The organism is Moraxella oculi, from assembly GCF_023336735.1.
In the GTDB taxonomy this organism is placed as follows: Bacteria; Pseudomonadota; Gammaproteobacteria; order Pseudomonadales; family Moraxellaceae; genus Moraxella; species Moraxella oculi.
In genome coordinates, this window is the sequence record NZ_JAMBAQ010000004.1 from 36,938 (window position 1) to 58,903 (window position 21,966).

Below are 21,966 nucleotides of genomic sequence, written 5' to 3' on the forward strand. Positions count from 1 at the left end.
TTGATCAAAGCGACCAAATGAATGAATCGTCTGTAGCTACTGCCATCACTGATGACATGGTCATCGGACAAGATGTCCCAATCCATCGCCCAGTACAAGATGTCTTTAATGATGATGGTAATGAGGTATTTTCTCAAAAGCCCAATTTGGTAGTATCATGCGATACAACAGACGAAGAGGGCAATCATCCAATCAACGAATGGCAACAGTGGCATGATGACGCCGCCAAACAAGAGGTGGAATCGCCAACGCCAATCTTAGCAGTAAGCGATGTGTCGCAGGAGACTAACACGCCACCTGTCATCAGCGACACGGTTGGCCATCTGCCAGCCTCAATGGCAACTGGCACGGTTCGACCAAAATCTCATGCCATGAGTACGCTTGAGTATCGCATGAGCCTAAGCCCCGTACCGTCGCTGGACATCTTGGATCCCAAGCCTCAAAAGTTCGCCATCTACACATCAGAGCAACTTCAAGAGCTTTCTGAACTGCTTGAAATTAAGCTGCAAGAATTTAATATAAAAGCCAATGTTGTCAGTGCGATGGTGGGACCTGTGGTGACTCGTTTTGAGGTGGACTTGGCAGCAGGGGTAAAAGCAAGTCGTGTGATAAAAATCGCACAGGATTTGGCTCGTTCATTGAGCATGACTTCATTGCGTGTGATTCCTGTGATTGCAGGCAAGCCTTATATTGGCATTGAAGTGCCGAACAAAAAACGCCAAATCGTCAGTTTGCTTGAATTATTAGACACCAAAGACTATCAAGATCCTAACGCAGGTATCAGCATCGCCATCGGTGCAGACATCAATGGCAATCCTGTGATTGCTGATCTTGCCAAAGCTCCGCACATGCTTGTCGCTGGCACAACAGGTTCTGGTAAATCCGTATTGGTCAACTCATTTTTAATGTCCATGCTCTTAAAATACACGCCAGAGGAGCTTAGGTTGGTATTGATTGATCCAAAACAGTTGGAGCTTGCTAACTATGGCGACATTCCGCATTTATTGACTCCAGTGATCATTGACATGACGGAGGCAACCGCCGCTCTTAATTGGTGTGTGACAGAGATGGAGCGTCGCTATTTGTTGATGAGTAAATTGCGTGTGCGTAATATCGCTGCTTTTAATCAAAAAATTAAAGATGCACAAAATGCTGGCGAGCCGATCTTAGATTTGATGTGGAATGCTTCTGACCATGTCAGTGATTCTGTGCCGCAGCAAAAGACGCTATCAAAGATCGTGGTGGTGGCTGATGAGTTTGCTGATATGATCATGCAGCTTGGCAAAACTGCCGAAGAGCCGATTGTCCGCCTTGCCCAAAAATCTCGTGCTGCTGGCATTCACCTAATCTTAGCCACTCAAAGACCTGTGGCTACTGTCGTAACAGGTTTGATCAAGTCAAACATTCCTGTGCGTGTTGCCTTGCGTGTCAATTCAGCGACCGACAGCCGCATCATCATTGAAGAGTCTGGTGCAGAGAACATGCTGGGGCATGGCGACATGATGTTCTTAGCTCCTGGTGCGATTGAGACCGTGCGTGTGCATGGGGCATTCGTTAAAGATGATGAGGTGAATCGCGTGACGGACGCATGGCGAGAGCGGGGAGCACCTGATTATATCGATCTTAGTGAAAGCTATACTTTTGAAGGTGAGGGTTCTGGAGATACCAGTAGTGGCGGTGATGATGAATATTTTGATTTGTCGGTGTCGCACATCTTAGAGACTCGCAAGGTATCCATCTCAGCATTGCAACGCAAGTTTAGCATTGGCTATAACCGTGCGGCTCGCATTGTTGATATGATGGAAGAGCGTGGCATTGTCTCTGCGGCGGACAATAATGGCAAACGCCAAATTTTAATGTGAATGATGATGAATTGAGGTTGAAGAGATGGACATTCAAGAACATCTGCCCATCATCGTGGTGCTTGGGGTGATTGGGTTTTTTTTGGGTAATATCTTTGCTTTAAAGCCCAAAGCTCATGAGATGCGTTCGGCAGATTTTCGCCTGCTCGCTCGCCAGTTTGGATTTAATCCTAAGCTTACCGTGCGTCCAGATTGGTTGCCTGCCAGACCCCAAAGGCAAAATCATCATGTTGCCAAAATCGACCTTGTGGCAATGTACGGCATCATCAATGATGAATGGCGAATGACCCAATATCGCTTGGTGCGTCAAGATGGCAGATGGCAGATGATTGGTGGTGCGTTAAGTGATGAATGTCAATCCATCATCAATCAGTTACCAAAGTCTATTGCAAATCATGCCTTAGCGATACAGTTAAAAGCCAATAATGCGGCACTGTACTGGTCAGATGTTCGCTATCAGGAGCATGAAAAGCATCAGCTCAATACTGACGCTGCCAAAGAAGACTTGCAGGCGTTGCATCAAGTATTAACAAAATTGGGTGATTGTGTGAGCATGAAAAAGGCTTGACGCACTGATTTGGGCTTGATCATTGATGCGTTTGCCATCTTGTCATGCTGGGTTTTGTGTGCTATTTTATAAAAATTGATACGATTTTTTTGTCAATTTTTTTTTTGATTGTATGAACCATTTAACAATGAAAATAACAAAGGTAACTTCATGGCTGTAAAAACAACGACCAAAAAGACCGACAAGGCCAATAGTGCTAAGCCATTGGCCAAGGGCAAGTCGCTCGTCATTGTGGAATCGCCTGCCAAAGCTAAGACCATCAATAAATATCTGGGGAATGACTTCATCGTGCGTTCAAGCGTGGGGCATGTGCGAGATTTGCCTGTCTCGGGTACTGATAGAGCCAAGAATAAAGACGATGAAACAGGGTTGAGTCGTGAAGAAAAAGCCCAGCGTGCTTTGGTGCGTCGCATGGGGGTGGATCCTGAACATGACTGGCGGGCGGTATATGAAATTTTACCCAATAAAACTAAGGTTATTAAGGAATTAAAATCCTTGGCCAAAGATGCTGGTGCTATTTATTTGGCAACGGACTTAGATAGGGAGGGTGAGGCAATTGCCTGGCATCTCAAAGAAGTCATTGGTGGTGATGATGCCAAATATAGCCGTGTGGTGTTCAATGAAATCACCAAAACTGCCGTACAAAACGCTTTTCAGCAGCCTGCCAAAATCAATCTTGACCGTGTTCATGCCCAGCAGGCACGCCGATTTTTAGATCGTGTCGTAGGATTTATGGTGTCGCCACTCTTATGGGCGAAAGTGGCTCGTGGCTTGTCGGCTGGTCGTGTTCAATCGGTGGCGACTCGTTTGGTGGTGGAGCGAGAAAGGCAGATTCGGGCGTTTGTTCCTGTGGAGTACTGGGAAATACACACCAACAACATCGCCGCTGGCGAAAACCTACGCCTAGAAGCGACCAAATATCAAGGAAAGACCTTAAGGCTTGCTAATAAAGAGCAGACCGATGGCGTTGTTGATGCCCTAAATCAAGCCGATTTCATCGTCTCTGCCATTGACGAAAGACCTACACAATCAAAAGCATCTGCACCTTTCATCACATCAACCTTACAGCAGGTTGCCAGCACTCGCCTAGGTTTTAGTGTCAAAAAAACGATGATTCTTGCTCAGCGTCTGTATGAAGCAGGTCATATTACTTACATGCGTACAGACTCGACATTTTTAAGTCAAGATGCTTTGGTGGCGGTGCGTACGCATATTGAGCAACATTATGGCAATGCCTATTTGCCAGAAAAGCCAAATTTTTATGGAAATAAGCAAAATGCCCAAGAGGCACATGAGGCGATTCGCCCATCTGATGTTACCATCAAGTCCAGCCAGCTGACAACGATGGAAAGAGATGCTCAGCGTCTGTATGAGCTGATTTGGCGACAGTTTGTGGCATGCCAAATGACTCCTGCTCGGTATCGCTCGGTCAGCCTTATTGTTAAGGCAGGTGATGTGGAACTAAAAGCCAAGGGTAGAACCCTTGTCTTTGATGGCTACACCAAAGTACAACCACCTGCCAAAAGTGATGATGTGTTACTGCCTGATGTTCAAGTGGGTGAGAGATTGCCACTTGTGAGTGTAGAGCCAAGTCAGCACTTTACTAAGCCGCCAGCCAGATATTCTGAAGCCAGTCTTGTCAAAGAACTAGAAAGCCTTGGTATAGGCAGACCTTCAACCTATGCTTCCATCATCTCAACGATTCAAGAGCGTGGCTATGTTCGATTGGAAAATAAACGCCTGTATGCAGAAAAGATGGGCGACATTGTTACTGAACGATTGGTGGAGAGCTTTCCAGATTTGATGGATTATGCGTTCACGGCAGGTCTTGAGGATAAGCTGGATGAGGTTGCTCAAGGTCATCAAGACTGGAAGCGAGTGCTTGATAATTTTTATGGCGATTTTAAGGGAAGGCTTGATACTGCCAAAGGCAAAGATGGCATGCGTCCAAATAATCCAACCAATGTGCCAGACATTCATTGTGACTTGTGTGACCGTCCAATGCAAATTCGCACGGGTTCAACAGGTGTGTTTTTGGGCTGTACAGGTTACAATTTGCCACCAAAAGAACGCTGCAAGGGTACAAAAAACCTGATGCCAGTTGCTTCTTTTGTCTTTGATGTTGAAGTTGAAGACGACTCGGCGGAAGTGAACGCACTGATGGAAAAGAAACGCTGTTCAAAATGCAACGCCGCTATGGAAGGCTACATCGTTGATGGTGGTCTAAAACTACACATCTGTGGCAACAACCCAGATTGTGATGGGTATTTGCTAGAAAAAGGTGTGTTTGAGATGTCCGGGGCTGGTAACAAAGATGATGCGCCAAGCATTCCGTGTGATAAATGTGATGGGCAGATGAGTCTAAAAACAGGTCGATTTGGGGCATATTTTGCCTGCAACAGCTGTAAGAATACTCGCAAGATGCTTAAAAATGGCGAACCTGCACCACCAAGAATGGCGGCAATTGCAATGCCGCAATTGCGTTCAACAAAGTTTGATGACCATTATGTATTGCGTGAGGGAGCGACTGGCTTATTTTTGGCGGCCAGCAAATTCCCTAAAATTCGTGAAACTCGCCCACCAAAACTTGCTGAATTGCGTCCAATCAAAGAGCAGTTAGAAGATAAATTTCAATATCTGTTCTTGGCACCTGATGTGGATGATGAGGGCAATCCTACCATTTTACGCTGGTCTCGTAAAAATGCCGAGCAATACATTGGCTCTGAAAAAAACGGTAGGGCAACTCGTTTTGCTTTGGTGTGGCGAAATGATGCTTGGGTAAAAGAGTGAAGCTTATGTTGACTGTTGGAGTGAATGAGAAATGACCTTAAAAAAATCTTTGATGATGTTTGTCTTATTATCTGCCATGTGGTATGCACCATTAGCATCCGCTCTGGTGCCTGCCACTGTGCCACATGTGATGCTGGATGAGTATCTTGGCGAGTGGTATGAAATTGGTAGATTGCCCATGCCATTTCAAAATAAATGTGTGGCCAAAGTCAAAGCCACTTACACACTAAAATCAAGCAATACCATCAGTATTAAAAACGAATGTTTGACGCACAAGGGCAGCATCAGTGTCGCCAATGGTGAAGCTTATGTGGTTGATGACACCAATGCCAAACTGAAAGTCTCATTCTTACCATCGTTTCTTAAAAAGTTGCCATTTGGGCGGGCTGACTATTGGGTGCTGGCTCTAGATGGTGAAGGTGGTAGCTATCAATCAGCTTTGGTGGGTACGCCCAATCATAAATACCTATGGATTTTGTCTCGTGATAAAACGCTTGGTGATGATGATTATGAGCGATATTTACAAATCGCCAAGCAAAACGGCTATGATGTGCGGCTTTTTCAAAAAACCGTTCAGTGATTGATGTCAATCAAAAAATATGGCTGGGTAAATATCCTTGATAAAACAGTGTGTTATTGAGATGATTTTTTGAATAAATACACACAAAATTGAGCATTGACTTGAAAGCTATCTTGGGATTTTAATGCTGCTTTGTGTTCTAATTTTGCTTTATAAGTATAAGGTGTCATGTCAATCAAATCGGTCAAAGACTGCTGGTCTAGCATCATTGGTGCATTCACATGCCATTCATCGATAAGTGTGAATTCAGGAGAAAGTTCTGCGATGAATTTTTTGGGGTTGTGTTGTTTGACCACATTAAATAACTTGGCTCGCATCGCATGCAAATGATTTGGTGCTGGCGTTGCGACCAACACATGCCCTTTTGCTTGCAACGCCCTAAGCATCTCTGCTTTTGGCAAGGGGCTAAAAAAACTGGTGCAAATATCCATGCTGCCATCAGCCACAGGTAAAACCTTACCTGTACCAACTACCCATGAGACATTGCCAAAATAAGCCTGTCTTTTGTGAGCTTTGGCAGCAGCGATGATGGCTACTTTAGCAATGTCCAGTCCGATGACATGCCTGCCATCACCAGCCAAATGCTGGGTATAATAACCTTCGCCACAACCGATGTCTAGTATCGTCTTTGGCGATAGGTCTTTGATGATGGTCGCAATTTTATCGCGTAATGGCTGATAATGCCCATTGGATAAAAATCGCCTGCGAGCTTGCACTGATTTTGGCGTATCTCCTGCATGATGACTGTTTTTGTGCTGAACGACATGCAGATTGACATAGCCGTCCTTACTGATGTCATAGCTGTGTCGGTTTTGGCAAATGTAGGTCTTATCCTGTAATGTTAAGAGAGTGTGGCAGATGGGGCAGGTAAGCATGAGTGATCCAAATTTTTCTTACGATTGATGTTTTATTGTCTTTTTGTGTGGGTGGTTGCCATCAGTCTTTAATGATGACGCCAAACATTTGACTTGCTTTTTAAAATGTCATTTTTTTTCGCCATTATTTTTGGGTTTTAGTGTCTGTTGGGATTAAAACAAGCCACTAAAATCAAAGTCCTTAACTTTTATTTTGACTCATCTCTTTTAAATATCCATTCGGTATCTGTGCTTGCCAAGTCATCAAAATAATAACCATCAACATCAAAATTCTTTAAGTGTTCTGGGTTGGTGATGGTGTTTTTGGCAGCGAAATTCACCATCAGGCCACGAGCTTTTTTGGCATAAAAGCTGATGATTTTATACTGCCCATTTTTTTGGTCAAGAAATTTTGGCGTGATGATGCTGGCATTAATTTTTTGTGGATTGATTGCTTTATAGTATTCGTTGGAGGCTAAGTTAACCAAGACATCATCGCCACTTTCATGAATGCGTTGATTGACCAAATTGGTAATCAAATCTCCCCAATGGTGATACAGATCATCAGCATCGCCAACTTTTAATTTTGTACCCATCTCTAGGCGGTAAGGCATCATCAAATCCAGCGGTTTTAATAGCCCATACAATCCTGATAATATCCCCAGATGTTTGTTTAAATAAAGCATTTGTTCTTGGTTGAGTGCATAGGCGTCCAGCCCTGTATAGACATCGCCATCAAATAGATAGGCGGCAGGCTTGGCAGCGTGATCAAAAGGGTAGGTCCAGGCTTGATTACGCATGACATTGAGCTGGGCAATGTTGGCGGATATGTGCATGAGTTCTTGAAGGTCTATGACATCTTTGGTCTTTAAAGTTGTCATCAAATCAATGGCATGCTCAATGAGAGCGGGCTGGCTGTATTGAGTGTCAAGGCTTAGTGGGACAGGGGTTTTTTCATCTAGGTTTTTGGCAGGAGACAATAAGAAGTACATCTGAGATTTCCAATGTTGATGATGGTTGTTTTAAATGCGATTCACACAGATGCCTTATTATAGGTAAAATTTGCCAAAACGCAAAATTAAATCCATCAAGCTGGTTGGTTGATTTTTTGATTGACTTGTCTTGGGGTGTCAAATTTGCTATGCTCAAGCATGTCCAATCTGATAAGCAAGGAGAGTGCCATGACAGATTTGATTAATGCTCATAAAATCCTTACCAAAGATGGCAAAATGATTGGTGTCATCATGCTGAACAACCCAAAGGCTCTTAATGCTCAAAATCTTGACATGGTGCAGACTGTCAGACAGGTGTTGAGAGCATGGCGAGATGACAAAGGCGTTGTCGTCATTGTCATTCATGGGGCGGGGAATCGTGCGTTGTGTGCAGGGGGCGACATCAAGTCGCTGGCACAGGCTCATGATGTGGACAGTGTGCGACAGTTTTTCGAGCAAGAATATGAACTGATGGCAATGCTGTATGAATACCCAAAACCAGTGTTGGCATGGGGTCATGGCGTGGTGATGGGTGGTGGATTGGGCTTGTTGTCAGCGTGTAGTCATAAGGTAGTAACCGCCGATACGATGATGGCAATGCCTGAGGTGTCTATTGGGCTGTTTCCTGATGCAGGGGGTTCGTGGTTTTTGAATCGCATGATGGGGAAGGTGGGGTTGTTTTTGGGTTTGACTGGTGGTCGTTTTCATGGAGTGGATGCGTTGTACTTAGGCTTGGGTGATGCGTATTTGGAAAATGAGCATTTTGATGCGGTCTTAGAAGCTCTGGTTGATAATGATTGGCAGGGCAATCACCATGGTGAGGTATCGAAGATTTTGACACATTTTCACAAAAATCCCACCAAGTCCAGTCAAGTCATCGAATGCTTTCATGAAATCAACCATCTGATGAATCAAGGAACACTCATGGAGGTGGATAAAGCGTTAAAAAATTATCAAGGCGATAGTCCATTCATCAAAAATGCCATTGACAGTTATCTGAAAGGTTCGGACACGACCAAAGCAATCACTTGGCGGTTGTATCATGGCATGAGACCCAAATCGATTCGCCAAATGTTTGAGATTGAAAACATGGTGGCAGTTCATTGTGTTATTCAGGGTGATTTTAAAGAAGGTGTGCGAGCCTTATTGATTGATAAAGACAAAAACCCACAATGGCGATACACGCTTGACAACATGCCAGATGGGTGGATTGATGGGTTTTTTGAGTGAGTAAGAGGACTGAGTGAGGTGTGTGCTTAATTGTTAATGTAATCATCTTGTGGATCAAGTCGCATGAGATGATGGCATTGATGACAAAAATCCTAACTTTCTCTTCAAATTCATGTACAATACGCCCAGCACAAGCGATGATGCCAGAAGTTGACTTTACCATAAAGATTAAGGTGGGTTGTGGTCTGCCGTATGATCAGGTGAGTGGCATGTGCGATGTTTTAAATTTTGTCAGTGAGTGTTGTAAAGCATGATGAGTATGTTTGGTGAATTGGATTTTGGGCGGATGTATGTACTTGCCAGTCTGGTGGTGGCGGTGCTGCTGTGGATTGAAACGACTTGGATACTAAACAACCAAGGAAAATTGCCACAAAAAAGCAGTTTTGCCATCATCAGTCTTATCACTTCATCGTGGTTGGTCGTGTCAGGCTTGGCGTTGTTTTTCTTAGATTTTACTAACTTACAGATGAGTGTGCCTGTTTCTTATGGCATTTATTTTTTGGTGAGCTGGATTTATGGTGCTAAGCTGATTTCTGTGGCTGATGTTGACGACCCCATGGATTTGGTGATGCCTCCCAAATATTTAAATTTTGGTCGATCATTCGCTCTGGTCTTTGCGTTGTTGTGTGTTTTTGTGATTAGCAGTTCTTATTTGCCAATTGCTGCGGTGTTTGGTTATAAATAAATGCTGTTTTCTTAAAATAATTCCCCTTTTGAAGGTGAAGTTTGTTATACTTAAACATGGTATTTATGTACCATTAGTAGCTTTTGCACAGTGCCTTTGGCGGATGTAAAAACGACTTTAAAACTTGTACATGAGTGGGTTTTTGGGCGTATTTGAGCAATATTTGAACATTGTTTTGTATTGGTTGAAAATTAAGCGTCTTTGATACTAAGGCTTTTTGCAGTTTTGGCAACATAAATATTTAAGTCTGGTAATTTTTGCCACATTTTCAATCATATAGGAAAATTTGCTATGTCAAATAAAGTTCAAGGTACGGTCAAGTGGTTCAATGAGGCCAAGGGTTTTGGTTTTATCGCTCAAGATAATGGCGGTCAAGATGTTTTTGCTCATTACAGTGCCATCACTGGTAGTGGATTTAAGACTTTGGCTGAAGGTCAAAAGGTCGCTTTTATCCCAAGTGAAGGTAAAAAAGGTCCTCAAGCTGAAGAAATTGAGAAAATATGATCGCTGCCGTTTGAGCACTAAAGCACCCACTGTTTGGGTGCTTTTTTTGAATGGTATGAACTTGGTCATTTGATTTGGATAAAAAATGACTGTGCGTTCATGATAAATATTTGACCAAGGTTGGGAAATTTTAGACAATCGTTCTAGCATAAAACAATCAAGTGTGATATATTTTATCAAATTCGCTTTTAAAAAATCTACAAAAAACGGAGTCCTTATGAAAGTATTAGTTGCTGTCAAGCGCGTTATTGACCATAATGTCAAAGTGCGTGTCAAAGCTGATGAGACGGGCGTAGAGCTTGCCAATGCTAAAATGAGTGTCAATCCATTTTGTGAAATCGCCATTGAGGAGGCGGTGCGTCTCAAAGAAAAAGGCGTGGCAACTGAAATCATCGCTGTGTCGGTGGGTACGACACAATCTCAAGAGCAAATCCGCTCGGCTTTGGCATTGGGTGCTGACCGTGGCATATTGATTGAAACTGATGAAAAACCATATCCACTACAAGTCGCTAAAATCTTAAAAAGCGTGGCAGAGTCTGAAGATGCCCAACTCATTCTCTTGGGTAAGCAGGCGATTGACGATGATAATAACCAAACAGGTCAGATGCTTTCAGCCTTAATGTCTGCTTCGCAAGGTACTTTTGCATCTGAAGTGGTGGTTGAGGGTGATAAAGTGATGGTAACGCGTGAGATTGACGGTGGCTTGCAAACAGTTGAGTTGACGCTGCCCGCCATCATCACCACAGACCTTCGCTTGAATGAACCTCGCTTTCCAAAGCTGCCAAACATCATGGCCGCCAAGAAAAAGCCAATCGACATCAAAAAACCAGCCGACTTTGGTGTGGAAATGACTTCCAAACTGACCACTTTGAAAGTCAAAGCACCAGCAGAGCGTGGCGTGGGCGTGAAAGTGGCAAGCGTTGATGAATTGATCGATAAGCTAAAAAACGAAGCCAAGGTCATCTGACATCAAGATATTTTCATCATCATTAATAAAATTTCAAAGGAAAAATCATGACCGTACTAGTCTATGCAGAACATGACAATAAAGAACTAAAAAATGCAACACTATCCGCCGTTACTGCCGCTGCCCAAATTAGTGATGACATTCATGTATTGGTGGCAGGCTTTAATGCTCAAAATGTCGCAGATGCAGCATCTCAAGTGTCTGGCGTGAGTAAAGTATTGCTTGCTGATAATGTCGCTTTTACCAATCAGCTGGCTGAAAATGTGGCACCACTTGTTAAGGATTTGTCTGGAGAATACAGTCATATCATCGCCCCTGCAACCACCACAGGTAAAAACTTTTTACCACGCGTGGCGGCATTGCTAGATGTCAGCATGATATCAGACATCGTTGCTGTGATCAGTACCAATACTTTTGACCGTCCTATCTATGCAGGCAATGCCATACAGACCGTTCAAACAAGTGAGGATAAGATCATTCTAAGTGTGCGTACCACCGCATTTGATGCAGCGGCGGCAACTGGTGGCAATGCAAGTATCGAGAATGTGTCCCTGGGCGGCGATGCTGGTAAATCGGTGTTCATCAAAGAAGAGCTTGCTAAATCAGATCGTCCTGAATTGACTTCGGCCGATGTCGTTGTCTCTGGTGGTCGTGCGTTGGCCAGTGGTGAGAATTTTTCTAAGTACATAGAGCCATTGGCTGATAAGTTGGGTGCTGCGGTTGGTGCCAGTCGTGCTGCGGTAGATGCAGGTTTTGTGCCAAATGACATGCAAGTAGGTCAAACAGGCAAGATCGTCGCACCGAATCTTTATATTGCTGCTGGTATTTCTGGTGCCATTCAGCATCTGGCAGGCATGAAAGATTCTAAAGTCATCGTGGCAATCAATAACGATCCAGATGCACCGATTGCTCAAGTGGCAGATTATTTCCTAGAAGCGGACATCTTCACGGCATTGCCAGAGCTGACTACAAAACTATGATGGACCTTGAGCATCTGAATAAAAATCCCCATGGCTCAATGGGGATTTTGTTTAACCTAACCGTTGGGAATGGTTAAGAATACCAATTCTGGGCGATTAAATATTCTGGGTATGAAGCGTGTGGATTCTTTGGCCAGTCCACGACTGACGATCAGTTGAGTGTGATGGCTGTGTGATTGTTGATTATCAAAATGGTAGCTACCACCGGCATATTTTGGAAATAGTCCTTGATCTGGAGCAAACAGTCCATTGAGTATGTAGGGGATACGCCATTGACCGCCGTGTGCATGCCCACTGACGACAAAGTCGAAAGGGTATTGTAGATAATCATTAATGTACTCTGGTCGGTGAGTCAGTAGGATATTAATGTGATCTGAGTTGGCAAGATTTCCAACGGTGCGTAAGTCTTGGTTGAATTTATCGATAAAAACAGGATCGGATACGCCATGAATGTGAATGTTGCTGGGTTTGCCATCAATCGATAAGGCAGTGCTTTCACCGTGTAAAATTGTAATGCCGTAACTTTTGATTTTATTTTCTATGTTGGCATAGTCAGCGGCAGGCAGATACAGTTCATGATTGCCATTGACATAGTACACATTTGGCGTAATTTTGGTAAGTTGGCGAAGCAGTATGTCCGTATGCGTCGGCGGTAAATCATCATCATAAATGTCGCCACCCAATAAAATGACATCAGGGCGACGATTCTTTAAAGGGTTGATGATTTCTTTTTGTTCATCGCCATAAAAACAACTGTGCAGGTCGGTGATGATGGCTATGGTAATTTCATGTTGGCTGTTGACATGGCTGGCAGTGTAGTCTTGCTTGATGAGTCTGTCATCAATGGCGATGAGTGTGATGGCGGTCAATGCCGCTAAGATGGCGGCGGTTACTAAAATTTTAGATGCATGCTTCATGATAAACAACTCAAACTTTCATTAAATTGACGCTGACGCAACATTTCATAAAAACATATTGAGCCTGCCACCCCGACATTCAGGCTTTCTTGACCATTTGGCTGGGGTAGGGCGATGGGCGTGGCGTTTTGTAAAAAAACATCAGACACCCCCTGTCCTTCATGCCCCAATACCCAAGCGATGTGCGATGTCAAATCGTGATTGTAGATGACTTTGTTGGTATGACTGCTGGTGGCGTATAAAGGAGTCTTGACTTGACTTAAGATGTCATTAATACTGATGTGTTCGTAGATGTCTAAGGCGAAGTTTGCTCCCATGCCAGCACGCAAGCACTTAGGTGACCAAAGGTGGGCGGTATGTGGTGTGGTGATGATGGTCGTGATGCCGACAGCTGAGGCGGTGCGTAGCAGTGTGCCAATATTACCAGCATCTTGTAGGCCGTCTAAAATCAAGCAATCGCCAGTAATGATGCCGAGTGTGGGAGTGGGAGTGCGAATGATTGCCATGATGTCCACGCCATCACCCAAGGTTCGGATCTGTTTGTAGAGGGTGTCAGTAGCGACAATGATGTCTGTTTTGTTGATGTGTTGAATCAAAGTAATGACCTCATCATTGTGCAATGCGGTGTCAGAGACGATGACTTTGTCGACCGCCAGCCCCTGTTTTAGATAGGCATCTAACAGATGTACGCCTTCTAAGACTGTCTGACCGTTCTTTTTGCGGTGGCGGTGATTGATGAGTAAGGTTGCGGCGTGTTTGATGATGGGGTTTTTGAGGGAGGTGATTGGATTCATGGATGGCTTGATGTTGTCATTTTAAGTGTTGATGTTTGGCATTGGTTATGATGTAAAAAACCATATTAATGATGGTCTCATCTTGGGTTTTGCTGGTTTTGACCATCAAGACAAGACCATTATGTCGGTAGCGGCGATGTTATCAGAGAGTGGAACCGACCATCAGCGGTCATCATGCCACCCATCCTGCGATGTCGGCGAGTTAGATTTTTTCACCGTTTGCCAAAATTCCTGCTTGATCATGCAGTGACTTGATGTACTCCACTTCTTGTTTTGCACCTAATACCACTGGGATACGCTGATGAATGCCAGCAGGCTCAATATCCATGATGCGCTGTACGCCATCTGTGCTGGCACCACCTGCTTGCTCAATGATGAAGCTCATCGGATTGGCTTCGTACATGAGGCGGAGTTTGCCTGCCTTGCCTGCAATCTTGGTGTCAAATGGATACATGAATACTCCGCCACGCACCAAAATACGATGCACATCAGCAATCATCGCCGCCACCCATCGCATGTTGTAATCTTTATTGCGTACACCAGTATCCCCTTGTGTCAATTCCTCAATGTATTGGGCTAGGGGGGCTAGCCAATAGCGACGATTGGAGGCATTAATGGCGTACTCTGCGGTTTGTTGGCTGATGGTGATTCGTTCATTAATCAAAACATATTGTCTGGAGGCTGGATCGAGGCTAAACATGGCCACGCCCGCCCCAAAAGTCAATGCCAGCATGGTAGAGGTGCCATAGATGAAATAGCCAGAAGCCAGTTGGTGTTTGCCTGCTTGCAAGAAGTCAGTTTCAGTAGCGACTTGACCTTGATGATGATAAGGCAATATGGAGAAAATCGTACCAACGGTCATGTTGATGTCAATGTTTGATGAGCCGTCAAGTGGGTCGAAAGTAACCAACAGTGTGCCGTCTTGATTGGCAGGACTGATGTCGTCGAGTTCTTCTGAGGCAACTGCCGCACAGTTTGAGTTTTGAGTTAGGGCGTTTAATAACAGATCGTTAGAGATGACATCGAGTTTTTTTTGTGTTTCGCCTTGGATGTTTTGACCACCTGCCTCACCGTGGATACCAGCCAGTACGCCTTTATTGAGTAAGTCTCTGATTGCAATGCTTGAATCAGCAAGTGTCATCACGGTACTGGCGATCTCTGGTGAGGTGTGCTCTTTTAGATATTGGTCTAGATTTTGAGCAAAAATGGTCATGTCATGTCCTTTGTTAACAAGATGATTGGTTGATGATTGGTGTGGCTTATTTTAACATGATTTTTAAGAGATTTGTCCGATATGGTCATTGTTTGTACGAAAAAATCAAGCGTCAGTAATTTTATTGTGGGGTGTTGGGTGGTCATGACATGGATTGGGTAGTTGGTGTTGGTGGTGTTTCTGATGCGTGTAACCAGGCTTAGATATTTTACTTTTCAAACATGGGTGAAGTTGGTAGAATGTGGTTGCAAATTTTAATTTTATATAACAGGAAGCACCATGAATGACATTGACACTCGCACTAGGCTACATCAGTCTTTGGCTCATCCTCAGCTGACTTCTGATGGGGGTATTCGACACTTTATTTGTGTGGAGGGGCTGTCTTGTGTTCAGCTGGAATGTATTCTTGATAAGGCGATGGGGTATTTTGATGCCCATGGTCGATTGGTCAATACCGACGAGCTGGCTGGTAAGACAGTGATGAATTTGTTTTTTGAAAACTCCACCCGCACCCGTACGACTTTTGAAGCAGCACAAAAACGACTTGGGGCAAATGTTCTTAATCTTGACATTGCCAAATCTTCCACCAATAAAGGGGAGACTTTGCGTGATACGCTATGGAATCTTGAAGCGATGAGTGCTGATATGTTTGTGGTTCGCCACTCATCAAGTGGGGCGGCTCATTTTATGGCGACCGAAGTTACACCAAATGTTGCCATCATCAATGCAGGCGATGGTTGGCATGCACACCCAACTCAAGCCATGCTAGACATGCTGACCATTCATCGTGAGTTGTGTGTCAAATACGGAAAATCCTTTGATGAGTTGTCGGTGGCGATCATTGGCGACATTAAGCATAGCCGTGTCGCACGCTCGGATATTTGTGCATTGCAGACTTTGGGTGTCAAGGATTTGCGAGTCATTGCGCCTAAGACTTTATTGCCAAAGGGTATTAAGCGTTATGGGGTCAGTGTGTTTGAAAATATGGAGCAGGGCTTGGCTGGCGTAGATGTCATCATTGGATTACGCATTCAAAATGAACGCATCGGTTCACCTTTATTGCCATCAACCAATGAATATTTTAAAAATTATGGTATCACAGAGTCCCGTGTCAAGCTTGCCAAGCCAAATGCCTTAGTCATGCATCCAGGCCCGATGAATCGTGGGGTGGAGATAGCCTCTGGTGTGGCAGATGGTCATCAATCGGTCATCTTAAAACAAGTGAATAATGGCATTGCTGTGCGTATGGCGGTCATGGCGATGGCGATGCAAGGTCAGGATAAGGCGAAGGGTCTGATTTAGGGTAAAGGTCGGTGATCTAAGAACAGTAATGCCACACAAACCAAAGCTCTTAGGCTAACAGACACATGGTTGGGGGCTTTATGGTGATGACTAAGACATCAAGCTGTGATTGACAATCATATCGCTTAAATACGGATAATCAAAGAGAGAAACAATGAAAAATTTACTCCCTCACAATTGGCAACAGCCAAACCTAGATGGTGTTCATACTGATGGTAAATGGCTCATTCCGCCCATCGTGGATTTGTGCGCACGCCTGCGTGAGCCAGGTCATCAGTCTCATGGCAATCTGGCAAGTGAAGGCAGGGCGGCAAGAGAAAATGGCATTTTGCATATTGTATTGCCGCCAGACACCAATCCAGTATTGGAAAATGGCTCGCTTTTTAAGGGATTGCGTGAAAAAGCCTACCATGATGGTGGTGTGCATTTACACATTTTAGGTGCTCTTACTTTAGGACTTGAGGGTAAGCAGCCAGCCAATTTGGCAGGGTTGAAGCAAGGTGGGGTCGTTGGGGTAACGAATACCGCCCGTGGGTTCGATTCTGATTTGGTGATGTTGCGTACCTTGGAATATGCTGCCAATTTTGGACTTAAGGTATTTTTTTATCCGAATGAACCAAGCCTATCAACAGGCGTGGCACATGATGGCTACATCGCTTCTTTTCATGGATTGGAGGGCATTCCTTGGCTGGCAGAGACCATTGCCTTATCCAAGCAGTTATTGATGGTGGAGGAGACTGGGGTTATTGCTCATTTTAGTCAGATTACTTGCCGCACTTCGGTTGAGCTGATCAGATGGGCAAAACAGCGTGGTCTGCCAATCACTTGTGATGTTGCCATGCACCAGCTGCATCTGACCGATGACGATTTGGAAGGCTATAATACCAACGCTTTCGTTTATCCACCACTTCGCTCCAACACCGACCAGCAAGCATTGATTGCAGGTTTGCAAGATGGTACGATTGATGCCATTTGTTCCCATCATGAGCCATTGTCGGCGAATGCCAAACAAGCGCCTTTTGGCGAATGCGTTGCAGGCATCAGCAATTTTGATACTTTTGTGTCTTTGGGTTGTCAGTTGGTGGCTGATGGCATGTTAAGTGCTGAGCAGTTGATTGATAAAATTTGCCTAAAACCTGCCAAGATTGCAGGCATTCAAGCATATCAAAATATTGGTGGGGCGGTCTTGGTTGATCCGAATCTTTCATGGCAAGTTGGTCAAGATGCCATGCTGTCAAATGGCAAAAACACACCTTTTTTAGAAAAGCGATTGACTGGCAAAGTGATTGCGACTTTCTTTAATGAATGAACATGTTAATCACTCATGTCAACAAATCACCATCAAGCATGATGATTGTTGGTAATGGGTAAGTCAATAACAAATCGCCAAACATTTGTTTGGCGATTTGTTATTGAGAAGCTGATCATTTCAGACCGTGCTTGACATCGTTGACAGTTTTTTTACCCTGACTAAATAAATGATAAGCCTTTTTGAGTAGGCGTATGACTTTAGTAAGACGACTCTCGGTCAACATTGCCTTACCAGCAGGTACGATGAATACTTCACCATTTTCGTCAATTTCACGGCGTGTGCCATGATTAAAGCCATCAACATCACTTTTTGCATCCGCATCTGCATCTGTGATATGTACAATCTCTTCTTTTTGTCGAAGCGGAGCGCTATCAAACAATTGAGCCAAACGCATGTTCAGTTCGTCTTTGGCGGTGCGTTCAATCTTAGTTAAGTTGTGATAAAGCTCAATGAACCAAGGATCGTAATCCGCTGCTTTTAGAGCATCAAGCTCTTCTTTAATGGGTAATGGATACGGCAGTGTTTTATAAAATTGCCAAAGGCTGATGCTGTTTAGGTCGGTTTTTAGGACATAGTCATCATCTTTGGTGCGTGTGATGAGTTCGCTTTCAACAAGCTGATCAATATATAAGCTCCACTTAGGCAATTCCCTACGACCTAGTATTTCACGCAATTCATGTTCGCTGACTGTTTTGGATTCTTGGTAGCGTTTGTAAGCCAAATTGAGCATGTCAAGCAAGCTGAGTAATGGGTGGCGTACAGGCACTTCCTTATTATCAAAGATGGTAAGCGTGTAGCTGATTTCCACACCCAGTAAAATGATGTTCCACGATAGGTATATCCAAAGCAAGAATATTGGTAATGCGGCAAATGCACCGTAGATGGCTTCATAACTGGTAAAGTTGCTCATCACTGTACCAAAAATGGTACGCAAGATCTCAAACAGCAGTGCAGAGACGATGCCAGCAATGACGGCATTTTTGATGGGTACTTGTACTTTTGGAATGAACCAATACATGCCAATAAAGCCTGCAATGGTAATGCACATGGAGACCAAATAAGCCCAAATGGACCAGTCAATACCATAGCCACCGATTTGACGATTGAGAAAATCTAAGCTTTGCATGGCACTGGATGCACCAAATGCCACGCCAAGAACGACAGGTCCTAAGGTAATTAACGCCCAATAACGAATGATGCTTGCAGTGCCGCCAGAACGCTCTTTGACACGCCAAATCTTATTGAATGCTGTCTCAATGGTAACCAAGGTCATGATGGTGGTGATGAATAAGCCGATCACACCGACAATACCCAGATTGCTGGATTTTTCAGCGAAACTGTCAAAATAGTGTCCAAGCTGTGCTCCTGATGATGGCAGTAGGTTATTGTAAATCAGTGTTTGCATCTGTTCACGCATGCCTGACAAGGCAGGCACGCTAGAAAATACCACCAACATCACTGTTAAAATTGGCACCAGTGATAATAAGGTGGTGTAGGTAAGGCTGGCGGCTTTTTGTTGGCAGTCGTCTTCTATAAAATGACGCACCAAAAGACGCAGATACATGAACCAGCCGTGATGGGCAAAGGGTAATTTATTTAAAAAACTCATCATACTCTTTAAGTGTTAATTCAATAATCAAAAAAAAAAATATTAAGATTTATCAGCCAAATCTTCAAGTTGATAGTGTAGCAAATATCACACATTTTTAAAGGTTTTTTGGAGAAATATTACAAAATTCATCAATAATACCGATGTTTCAAATGTTTGTTTAAAACATACAAGCTCATGATGATTCACACCTAGTCAGCCATACATCATGCCAATACTCATCTTCTGACGACAAAAATCCTTAGGGTGAAAGCTGGATTTTCATTAAAGACTGTCTGATCATGCGATGATGGTTGGCGTAATTTTATTTGGCAATGGTTGGCATATGTGGGTATAATGACATGAATATTAAAGACAATCCGAAGGAGTATGACCATGACCAACCCTTACATTCTTGTCTTATATGATACTGGACAGGGTCGCACCAAAGAGCTTGCTTATGCGATTGCTGAAGGCGTGATGAATGTGGGCGTAACAGTAAAAATTCGCTGTGTTCCGAAAGTCTCAGCTGTCAGTGAGCAAGTGAGTCCAAGCATTCCCGAACAAGGTGATACCTATTGTACTGCTGATGAGCTGTCTGGTTGCATGGGGTTGGCGTTGGGCAGTCCTACACATTTTGGCAATATGTCAGGTTCGATGAAATATTTTTGGGATAATACGGTTTCGCAGTGGCTTTCGGGCAGTCTGCAAGGAAAGCCTGCATCGGTGTTCACCAGTACTGGTACCATGCATGGTGGCAATGAGGCAACTTTGCTTAGCATGATGCTCCCATTGTTGCACCATGGCATGATCATGGTTGGGTTGTCTTATGAGTATGGTGAGCTAAGTCGTACGGTTCGTGGTGGTACGCCTTATGGGGTGAGTAGCGTGGTTGGCACATCGCATGAGCTTGCCATGACAGCAGATGAGCGTATTTTGGCTATTCATCAAGGTGAGCGACTTGCGATCATTGCTAAAAAATTGTCCAGTCATCACTAAATCAATCAAATAAAGACCGTTTTTTTTATGAAAAAATCACCCATTCATAAGCCCACCAAGCCCATTCATCAGCGTCTCATCAAATGTTGGTGGCTGTGGCTGATGTTGGTATTGGTGGGCCACCCCTTGGCATTGATGACAACGACGCAGGCATCAGGAATGATGGCTGTGATGATGAAACTCATCATTCTCGCCCCTGCACTTGCATTGACACCTGCGGTAATGCGTGGCAATCAGCCAGCCAAACTCATATATTTGAGCATCATCACACTCACATACTTAGGCGTGTCAGGCGTGATGGCCTTGATTCGCTACTATGAGCTTGCACCGATGGCAGTTTGGCTGATGTATGTGTTGGAGTTGTTATTGCTATGCGTGATTAATCATCATCTGTTCATCTTATTAAGGCGATTGCCACCCATGCACAAGCAGGTCAAATCTTGACAAACTCAAATGAAACATGGTCAATTTCTTTGGGTAAGTTCCATCGAGATGGTTCTGCCGTCATTGGTTTGGCTGACTTTGATGGGTAGATAGTCAAGATCGGGTGCCAGCCAAAAACTGGTCAAGCGAGCTTTGTCATCATGAATTCGGTCAATTCGAATCACCTCATAAGTGCCTGCAGGGACGGTGATTTTTGAGTTGCCAGATTTTTTAAATCGTATGGTTTCAATGCTGTTTTTTTTGACCAATTGATAAGTGCCGCTGAATTTGCCATTCATCAACTCCTGGCGGATTTGTGCTTCTAAACTCAAATCATCATAAGCCTGACCGTTCATTCTAAGTGCGGTGGATTTATTTTTATACATGGAGATGGCGGTTTTTGTGTTGTTATTAAAGCTGATGTTATGCGTATTGCCCACGCCAAGTATTTTGGCTGATAAAGATGAATTGATTGGTGTGATCTTTGTTCCTGATAAGCTAAAGGTTGCTGACTGATTCAGACTGGCAATACCTGCCGCTGTTCCTTTGACTGCATAATGATAGGTATTGCCAGACTTTTTGAGAGTGCGAGTGGCTGTACCAACCTTACCATAGGCATTGATGCGATAAGTGGCGTTGTATGCAGGTAGGTCGGCAGCTTGAACCTGTATTAGGGTGCTTAGTACTGATGCACAAGCGATTAGAGAGATTTTTTGTATCATTTTTTTCATGATGGTTGCCTTCGATGTTTGGTTTGCGTGGTTGGGTCGGCTACTTGGCTCAAAACATTGTGTAGAAAATTTACCAACATTTCAAGACTGCATGGGTTTTATTCGTAATTTTTAGGGCAATGCGTGAGTTGTTTTTTTATCATGACTATTTTAGATGATATTCATTAAAAATTTTGTATTTTTTTATGTGGAGCTGACTTGAAAATTTTTTAGTCAGCTCCATTTTACTATCGAGCCTTTTTGGCTAATCTTGAAAATTTAAAAAAACGGAGAATCTCATGTCAATTCGTCCACTACATGATCGCATTGTGGTACGCCGTACCGAAGAAGAACAAAAAACCGCAGGTGGCATTTTACTGCCTGGTTCTGCCCAAGAAAAGCCTCAACAAGGTGAAGTGATTGCTGTTGGTAATGGTCAAATTACCGATAATGGCGTGCGTCCTCTTGATGTTAAAGTAGGTGATCGAGTATTGTTTGGTCAATATGCAGGTCAAACCGTCAAGGTTGATGGCGAAGAGTTGCTGATCATGAAAGAAAGTGATGTTTTGGGTGTTTTGGTATGAATTAGAGCTTATGGCTTGGGCGGAGTAAGCAATGGGTTAAAAGCCTGACTTGCCTTATTATGCCTGGTTTTAAAAATTCTAACACATTCCAATCAAATTTTATAATAATCTG

20 protein-coding genes and 1 pseudogene are annotated in these 21,966 nt (G+C 43.8%); 14 read left to right on the forward strand and 7 right to left on the reverse strand.

The window, feature by feature from the left end; translation table 11 throughout:
* Positions 1-458: 458 nt before the first annotated feature.
* From M2R47_RS09630 to M2R47_RS03145, 4 genes and pseudogenes are all read left to right on the forward strand, one after another.
* Positions 459-1,862 (forward strand): annotated as a pseudogene (locus M2R47_RS09630) (DNA translocase FtsK); the annotation flags it as partial.
* 25 nt (positions 1,863-1,887) lie between these two features.
* On the forward strand, positions 1,888-2,430 hold the full coding sequence (locus M2R47_RS03135; RefSeq protein WP_249098817.1) for a hypothetical protein: 543 nt from the start codon (positions 1,888-1,890) through the stop codon (positions 2,428-2,430).
* A 150-nt stretch (positions 2,431-2,580) separates the two neighbouring features.
* Positions 2,581-5,220 (forward strand): type I DNA topoisomerase, encoded by a 2,640-nt coding sequence (topA, locus tag M2R47_RS03140; RefSeq protein WP_249098821.1) that lies wholly within the window; start codon positions 2,581-2,583, stop codon positions 5,218-5,220.
* A 31-nt stretch (positions 5,221-5,251) separates the two neighbouring features.
* Entirely contained in the window at positions 5,252-5,800 is a 549-nt protein-coding gene (locus M2R47_RS03145) for a lipocalin family protein (protein ID WP_249098827.1), read from the forward strand.
* A gap of 53 nt (positions 5,801-5,853) precedes the next feature.
* On the opposite strand, the gene M2R47_RS03150 is transcribed toward M2R47_RS03145, so the two are convergent.
* Complete coding sequence (locus M2R47_RS03150) at positions 5,854-6,675, reverse strand: putative RNA methyltransferase (protein ID WP_249098828.1); 822 nt, start codon at positions 6,673-6,675, stop codon at positions 5,854-5,856.
* A gap of 188 nt (positions 6,676-6,863) precedes the next feature.
* Positions 6,864-7,646 carry a peroxide stress protein YaaA gene (yaaA, locus tag M2R47_RS03155; protein ID WP_249098831.1) on the reverse strand — a complete coding sequence of 261 codons (783 nt, stop codon included), beginning with the start codon at positions 7,644-7,646 and terminating at the stop codon, positions 6,864-6,866.
* A 189-nt stretch (positions 7,647-7,835) separates the two neighbouring features.
* On the opposite strand from yaaA, the gene M2R47_RS03160 reads away from it, so the two are divergent.
* From M2R47_RS03160 to M2R47_RS03180, 5 genes are all read left to right on the forward strand, one after another.
* Positions 7,836-8,876, forward strand: coding sequence for an enoyl-CoA hydratase/isomerase family protein (locus tag M2R47_RS03160; protein WP_249098834.1), 1,041 nt, complete (start codon positions 7,836-7,838; stop codon positions 8,874-8,876).
* A 250-nt stretch (positions 8,877-9,126) separates the two neighbouring features.
* Positions 9,127-9,561 (forward strand): hypothetical protein, encoded by a 435-nt coding sequence (locus M2R47_RS03165; protein ID WP_249098838.1) that lies wholly within the window; start codon positions 9,127-9,129, stop codon positions 9,559-9,561.
* Between the two features lie 291 nt (positions 9,562-9,852).
* Positions 9,853-10,065: a cold-shock protein gene (locus M2R47_RS03170; RefSeq protein WP_249098841.1), complete on the forward strand. Its 213-nt coding sequence runs from the start codon at positions 9,853-9,855 to the stop codon at positions 10,063-10,065.
* Between the two features lie 217 nt (positions 10,066-10,282).
* On the forward strand, positions 10,283-11,032 hold the full coding sequence (locus tag M2R47_RS03175) for an electron transfer flavoprotein subunit beta/FixA family protein (protein ID WP_249098844.1): 750 nt from the start codon (positions 10,283-10,285) through the stop codon (positions 11,030-11,032).
* Positions 11,033-11,079: 47 nt separating this feature from the next.
* Positions 11,080-12,012: an FAD-binding protein gene (locus M2R47_RS03180; protein WP_249098847.1), complete on the forward strand. Its 933-nt coding sequence runs from the start codon at positions 11,080-11,082 to the stop codon at positions 12,010-12,012.
* 56 nt (positions 12,013-12,068) lie between these two features.
* On the opposite strand, the gene M2R47_RS03185 is transcribed toward M2R47_RS03180, so the two are convergent.
* From M2R47_RS03185 to M2R47_RS03195, 3 genes are all read right to left on the reverse strand, one after another.
* Positions 12,069-12,929 (reverse strand): metallophosphoesterase, encoded by an 861-nt coding sequence (locus tag M2R47_RS03185; RefSeq protein ID WP_249098849.1) that lies wholly within the window; start codon positions 12,927-12,929, stop codon positions 12,069-12,071.
* The gene (locus tag M2R47_RS03190; protein ID WP_249098850.1) at positions 12,926-13,723 is read right to left on the reverse strand and encodes a TrmH family RNA methyltransferase; all 798 of its coding nucleotides are present in this window, start codon (positions 13,721-13,723) and stop codon (positions 12,926-12,928) included. The genes M2R47_RS03185 and M2R47_RS03190 overlap by 4 nt, the downstream gene beginning before the upstream one ends.
* A 202-nt stretch (positions 13,724-13,925) precedes the next feature.
* Positions 13,926-14,936 carry a class 1 fructose-bisphosphatase gene (locus M2R47_RS03195; protein ID WP_249098853.1) on the reverse strand — a complete coding sequence of 337 codons (1,011 nt, stop codon included), beginning with the start codon at positions 14,934-14,936 and terminating at the stop codon, positions 13,926-13,928.
* A gap of 279 nt (positions 14,937-15,215) precedes the next feature.
* On the opposite strand from M2R47_RS03195, the gene M2R47_RS03200 reads away from it, so the two are divergent.
* Both M2R47_RS03200 and M2R47_RS03205 read left to right on the forward strand, forming a co-directional pair.
* A complete protein-coding gene (locus tag M2R47_RS03200; protein WP_249098856.1) occupies positions 15,216-16,238 on the forward strand; it encodes an aspartate carbamoyltransferase catalytic subunit in 1,023 nt (340 codons plus the stop codon).
* Between the two features lie 154 nt (positions 16,239-16,392).
* A complete protein-coding gene (locus tag M2R47_RS03205) occupies positions 16,393-17,547 on the forward strand; it encodes a dihydroorotase (protein ID WP_249098859.1) in 1,155 nt (384 codons plus the stop codon).
* 115 nt (positions 17,548-17,662) lie between these two features.
* On the opposite strand, the gene M2R47_RS03210 is transcribed toward M2R47_RS03205, so the two are convergent.
* A complete protein-coding gene (locus M2R47_RS03210) occupies positions 17,663-19,162 on the reverse strand; it encodes a YihY family inner membrane protein (protein ID WP_249098861.1) in 1,500 nt (499 codons plus the stop codon).
* A gap of 372 nt (positions 19,163-19,534) precedes the next feature.
* On the opposite strand from M2R47_RS03210, the gene wrbA reads away from it, so the two are divergent.
* Together wrbA and M2R47_RS03220 are read left to right on the forward strand one after the other, a co-directional pair.
* A complete protein-coding gene (gene wrbA, locus M2R47_RS03215) occupies positions 19,535-20,137 on the forward strand; it encodes an NAD(P)H:quinone oxidoreductase (protein ID WP_249098864.1) in 603 nt (200 codons plus the stop codon).
* Positions 20,138-20,164: 27 nt separating this feature from the next.
* On the forward strand, positions 20,165-20,581 hold the full coding sequence (locus tag M2R47_RS03220) for a hypothetical protein (protein WP_249098867.1): 417 nt from the start codon (positions 20,165-20,167) through the stop codon (positions 20,579-20,581).
* Between the two features lie 20 nt (positions 20,582-20,601).
* On the opposite strand, the gene M2R47_RS03225 is transcribed toward M2R47_RS03220, so the two are convergent.
* Positions 20,602-21,291, reverse strand: a complete 690-nt coding sequence (locus M2R47_RS03225; protein ID WP_249098870.1) for a DUF3108 domain-containing protein — start codon at positions 21,289-21,291, stop codon at positions 20,602-20,604.
* Positions 21,292-21,569: 278 nt separating this feature from the next.
* On the opposite strand from M2R47_RS03225, the gene M2R47_RS03230 reads away from it, so the two are divergent.
* A complete protein-coding gene (locus M2R47_RS03230; RefSeq protein ID WP_249098872.1) occupies positions 21,570-21,854 on the forward strand; it encodes a co-chaperone GroES in 285 nt (94 codons plus the stop codon).
* Positions 21,855-21,966 lie beyond the last annotated feature (112 nt).

Bases quoted from the DNA above. Each gene is read 5' to 3' on its own strand.
- M2R47_RS03135 (WP_249098817.1), top strand. From the start codon at position 1,888: ATGGACATTCAAGAACATCTGCCCATCATCGTGGTGCTTGGGGTGATT.
- topA (WP_249098821.1), top strand. From the start codon at position 2,581: ATGGCTGTAAAAACAACGACCAAAAAGACCGACAAGGCCAATAGTGCT.
- M2R47_RS03145 (WP_249098827.1), top strand. From the start codon at position 5,252: ATGACCTTAAAAAAATCTTTGATGATGTTTGTCTTATTATCTGCCATG.
- M2R47_RS03150 (WP_249098828.1), bottom strand. From the start codon at position 6,675: ATGCTTACCTGCCCCATCTGCCACACTCTCTTAACATTACAGGATAAG.
- yaaA (WP_249098831.1), bottom strand. From the start codon at position 7,646: ATGTACTTCTTATTGTCTCCTGCCAAAAACCTAGATGAAAAAACCCCT.
- M2R47_RS03160 (WP_249098834.1), top strand. From the start codon at position 7,836: ATGACAGATTTGATTAATGCTCATAAAATCCTTACCAAAGATGGCAAA.
- M2R47_RS03165 (WP_249098838.1), top strand. From the start codon at position 9,127: ATGATGAGTATGTTTGGTGAATTGGATTTTGGGCGGATGTATGTACTT.
- M2R47_RS03170 (WP_249098841.1), top strand. From the start codon at position 9,853: ATGTCAAATAAAGTTCAAGGTACGGTCAAGTGGTTCAATGAGGCCAAG.
- M2R47_RS03175 (WP_249098844.1), top strand. From the start codon at position 10,283: ATGAAAGTATTAGTTGCTGTCAAGCGCGTTATTGACCATAATGTCAAA.
- M2R47_RS03180 (WP_249098847.1), top strand. From the start codon at position 11,080: ATGACCGTACTAGTCTATGCAGAACATGACAATAAAGAACTAAAAAAT.
- M2R47_RS03185 (WP_249098849.1), bottom strand. From the start codon at position 12,929: ATGAAGCATGCATCTAAAATTTTAGTAACCGCCGCCATCTTAGCGGCA.
- M2R47_RS03190 (WP_249098850.1), bottom strand. From the start codon at position 13,723: ATGAATCCAATCACCTCCCTCAAAAACCCCATCATCAAACACGCCGCA.
- M2R47_RS03195 (WP_249098853.1), bottom strand. From the start codon at position 14,936: ATGACCATTTTTGCTCAAAATCTAGACCAATATCTAAAAGAGCACACC.
- M2R47_RS03200 (WP_249098856.1), top strand. From the start codon at position 15,216: ATGAATGACATTGACACTCGCACTAGGCTACATCAGTCTTTGGCTCAT.
- M2R47_RS03205 (WP_249098859.1), top strand. From the start codon at position 16,393: ATGAAAAATTTACTCCCTCACAATTGGCAACAGCCAAACCTAGATGGT.
- M2R47_RS03210 (WP_249098861.1), bottom strand. From the start codon at position 19,162: ATGATGAGTTTTTTAAATAAATTACCCTTTGCCCATCACGGCTGGTTC.
- wrbA (WP_249098864.1), top strand. From the start codon at position 19,535: ATGACCAACCCTTACATTCTTGTCTTATATGATACTGGACAGGGTCGC.
- M2R47_RS03220 (WP_249098867.1), top strand. From the start codon at position 20,165: ATGAAAAAATCACCCATTCATAAGCCCACCAAGCCCATTCATCAGCGT.
- M2R47_RS03225 (WP_249098870.1), bottom strand. From the start codon at position 21,291: ATGAAAAAAATGATACAAAAAATCTCTCTAATCGCTTGTGCATCAGTA.
- M2R47_RS03230 (WP_249098872.1), top strand. From the start codon at position 21,570: ATGTCAATTCGTCCACTACATGATCGCATTGTGGTACGCCGTACCGAA.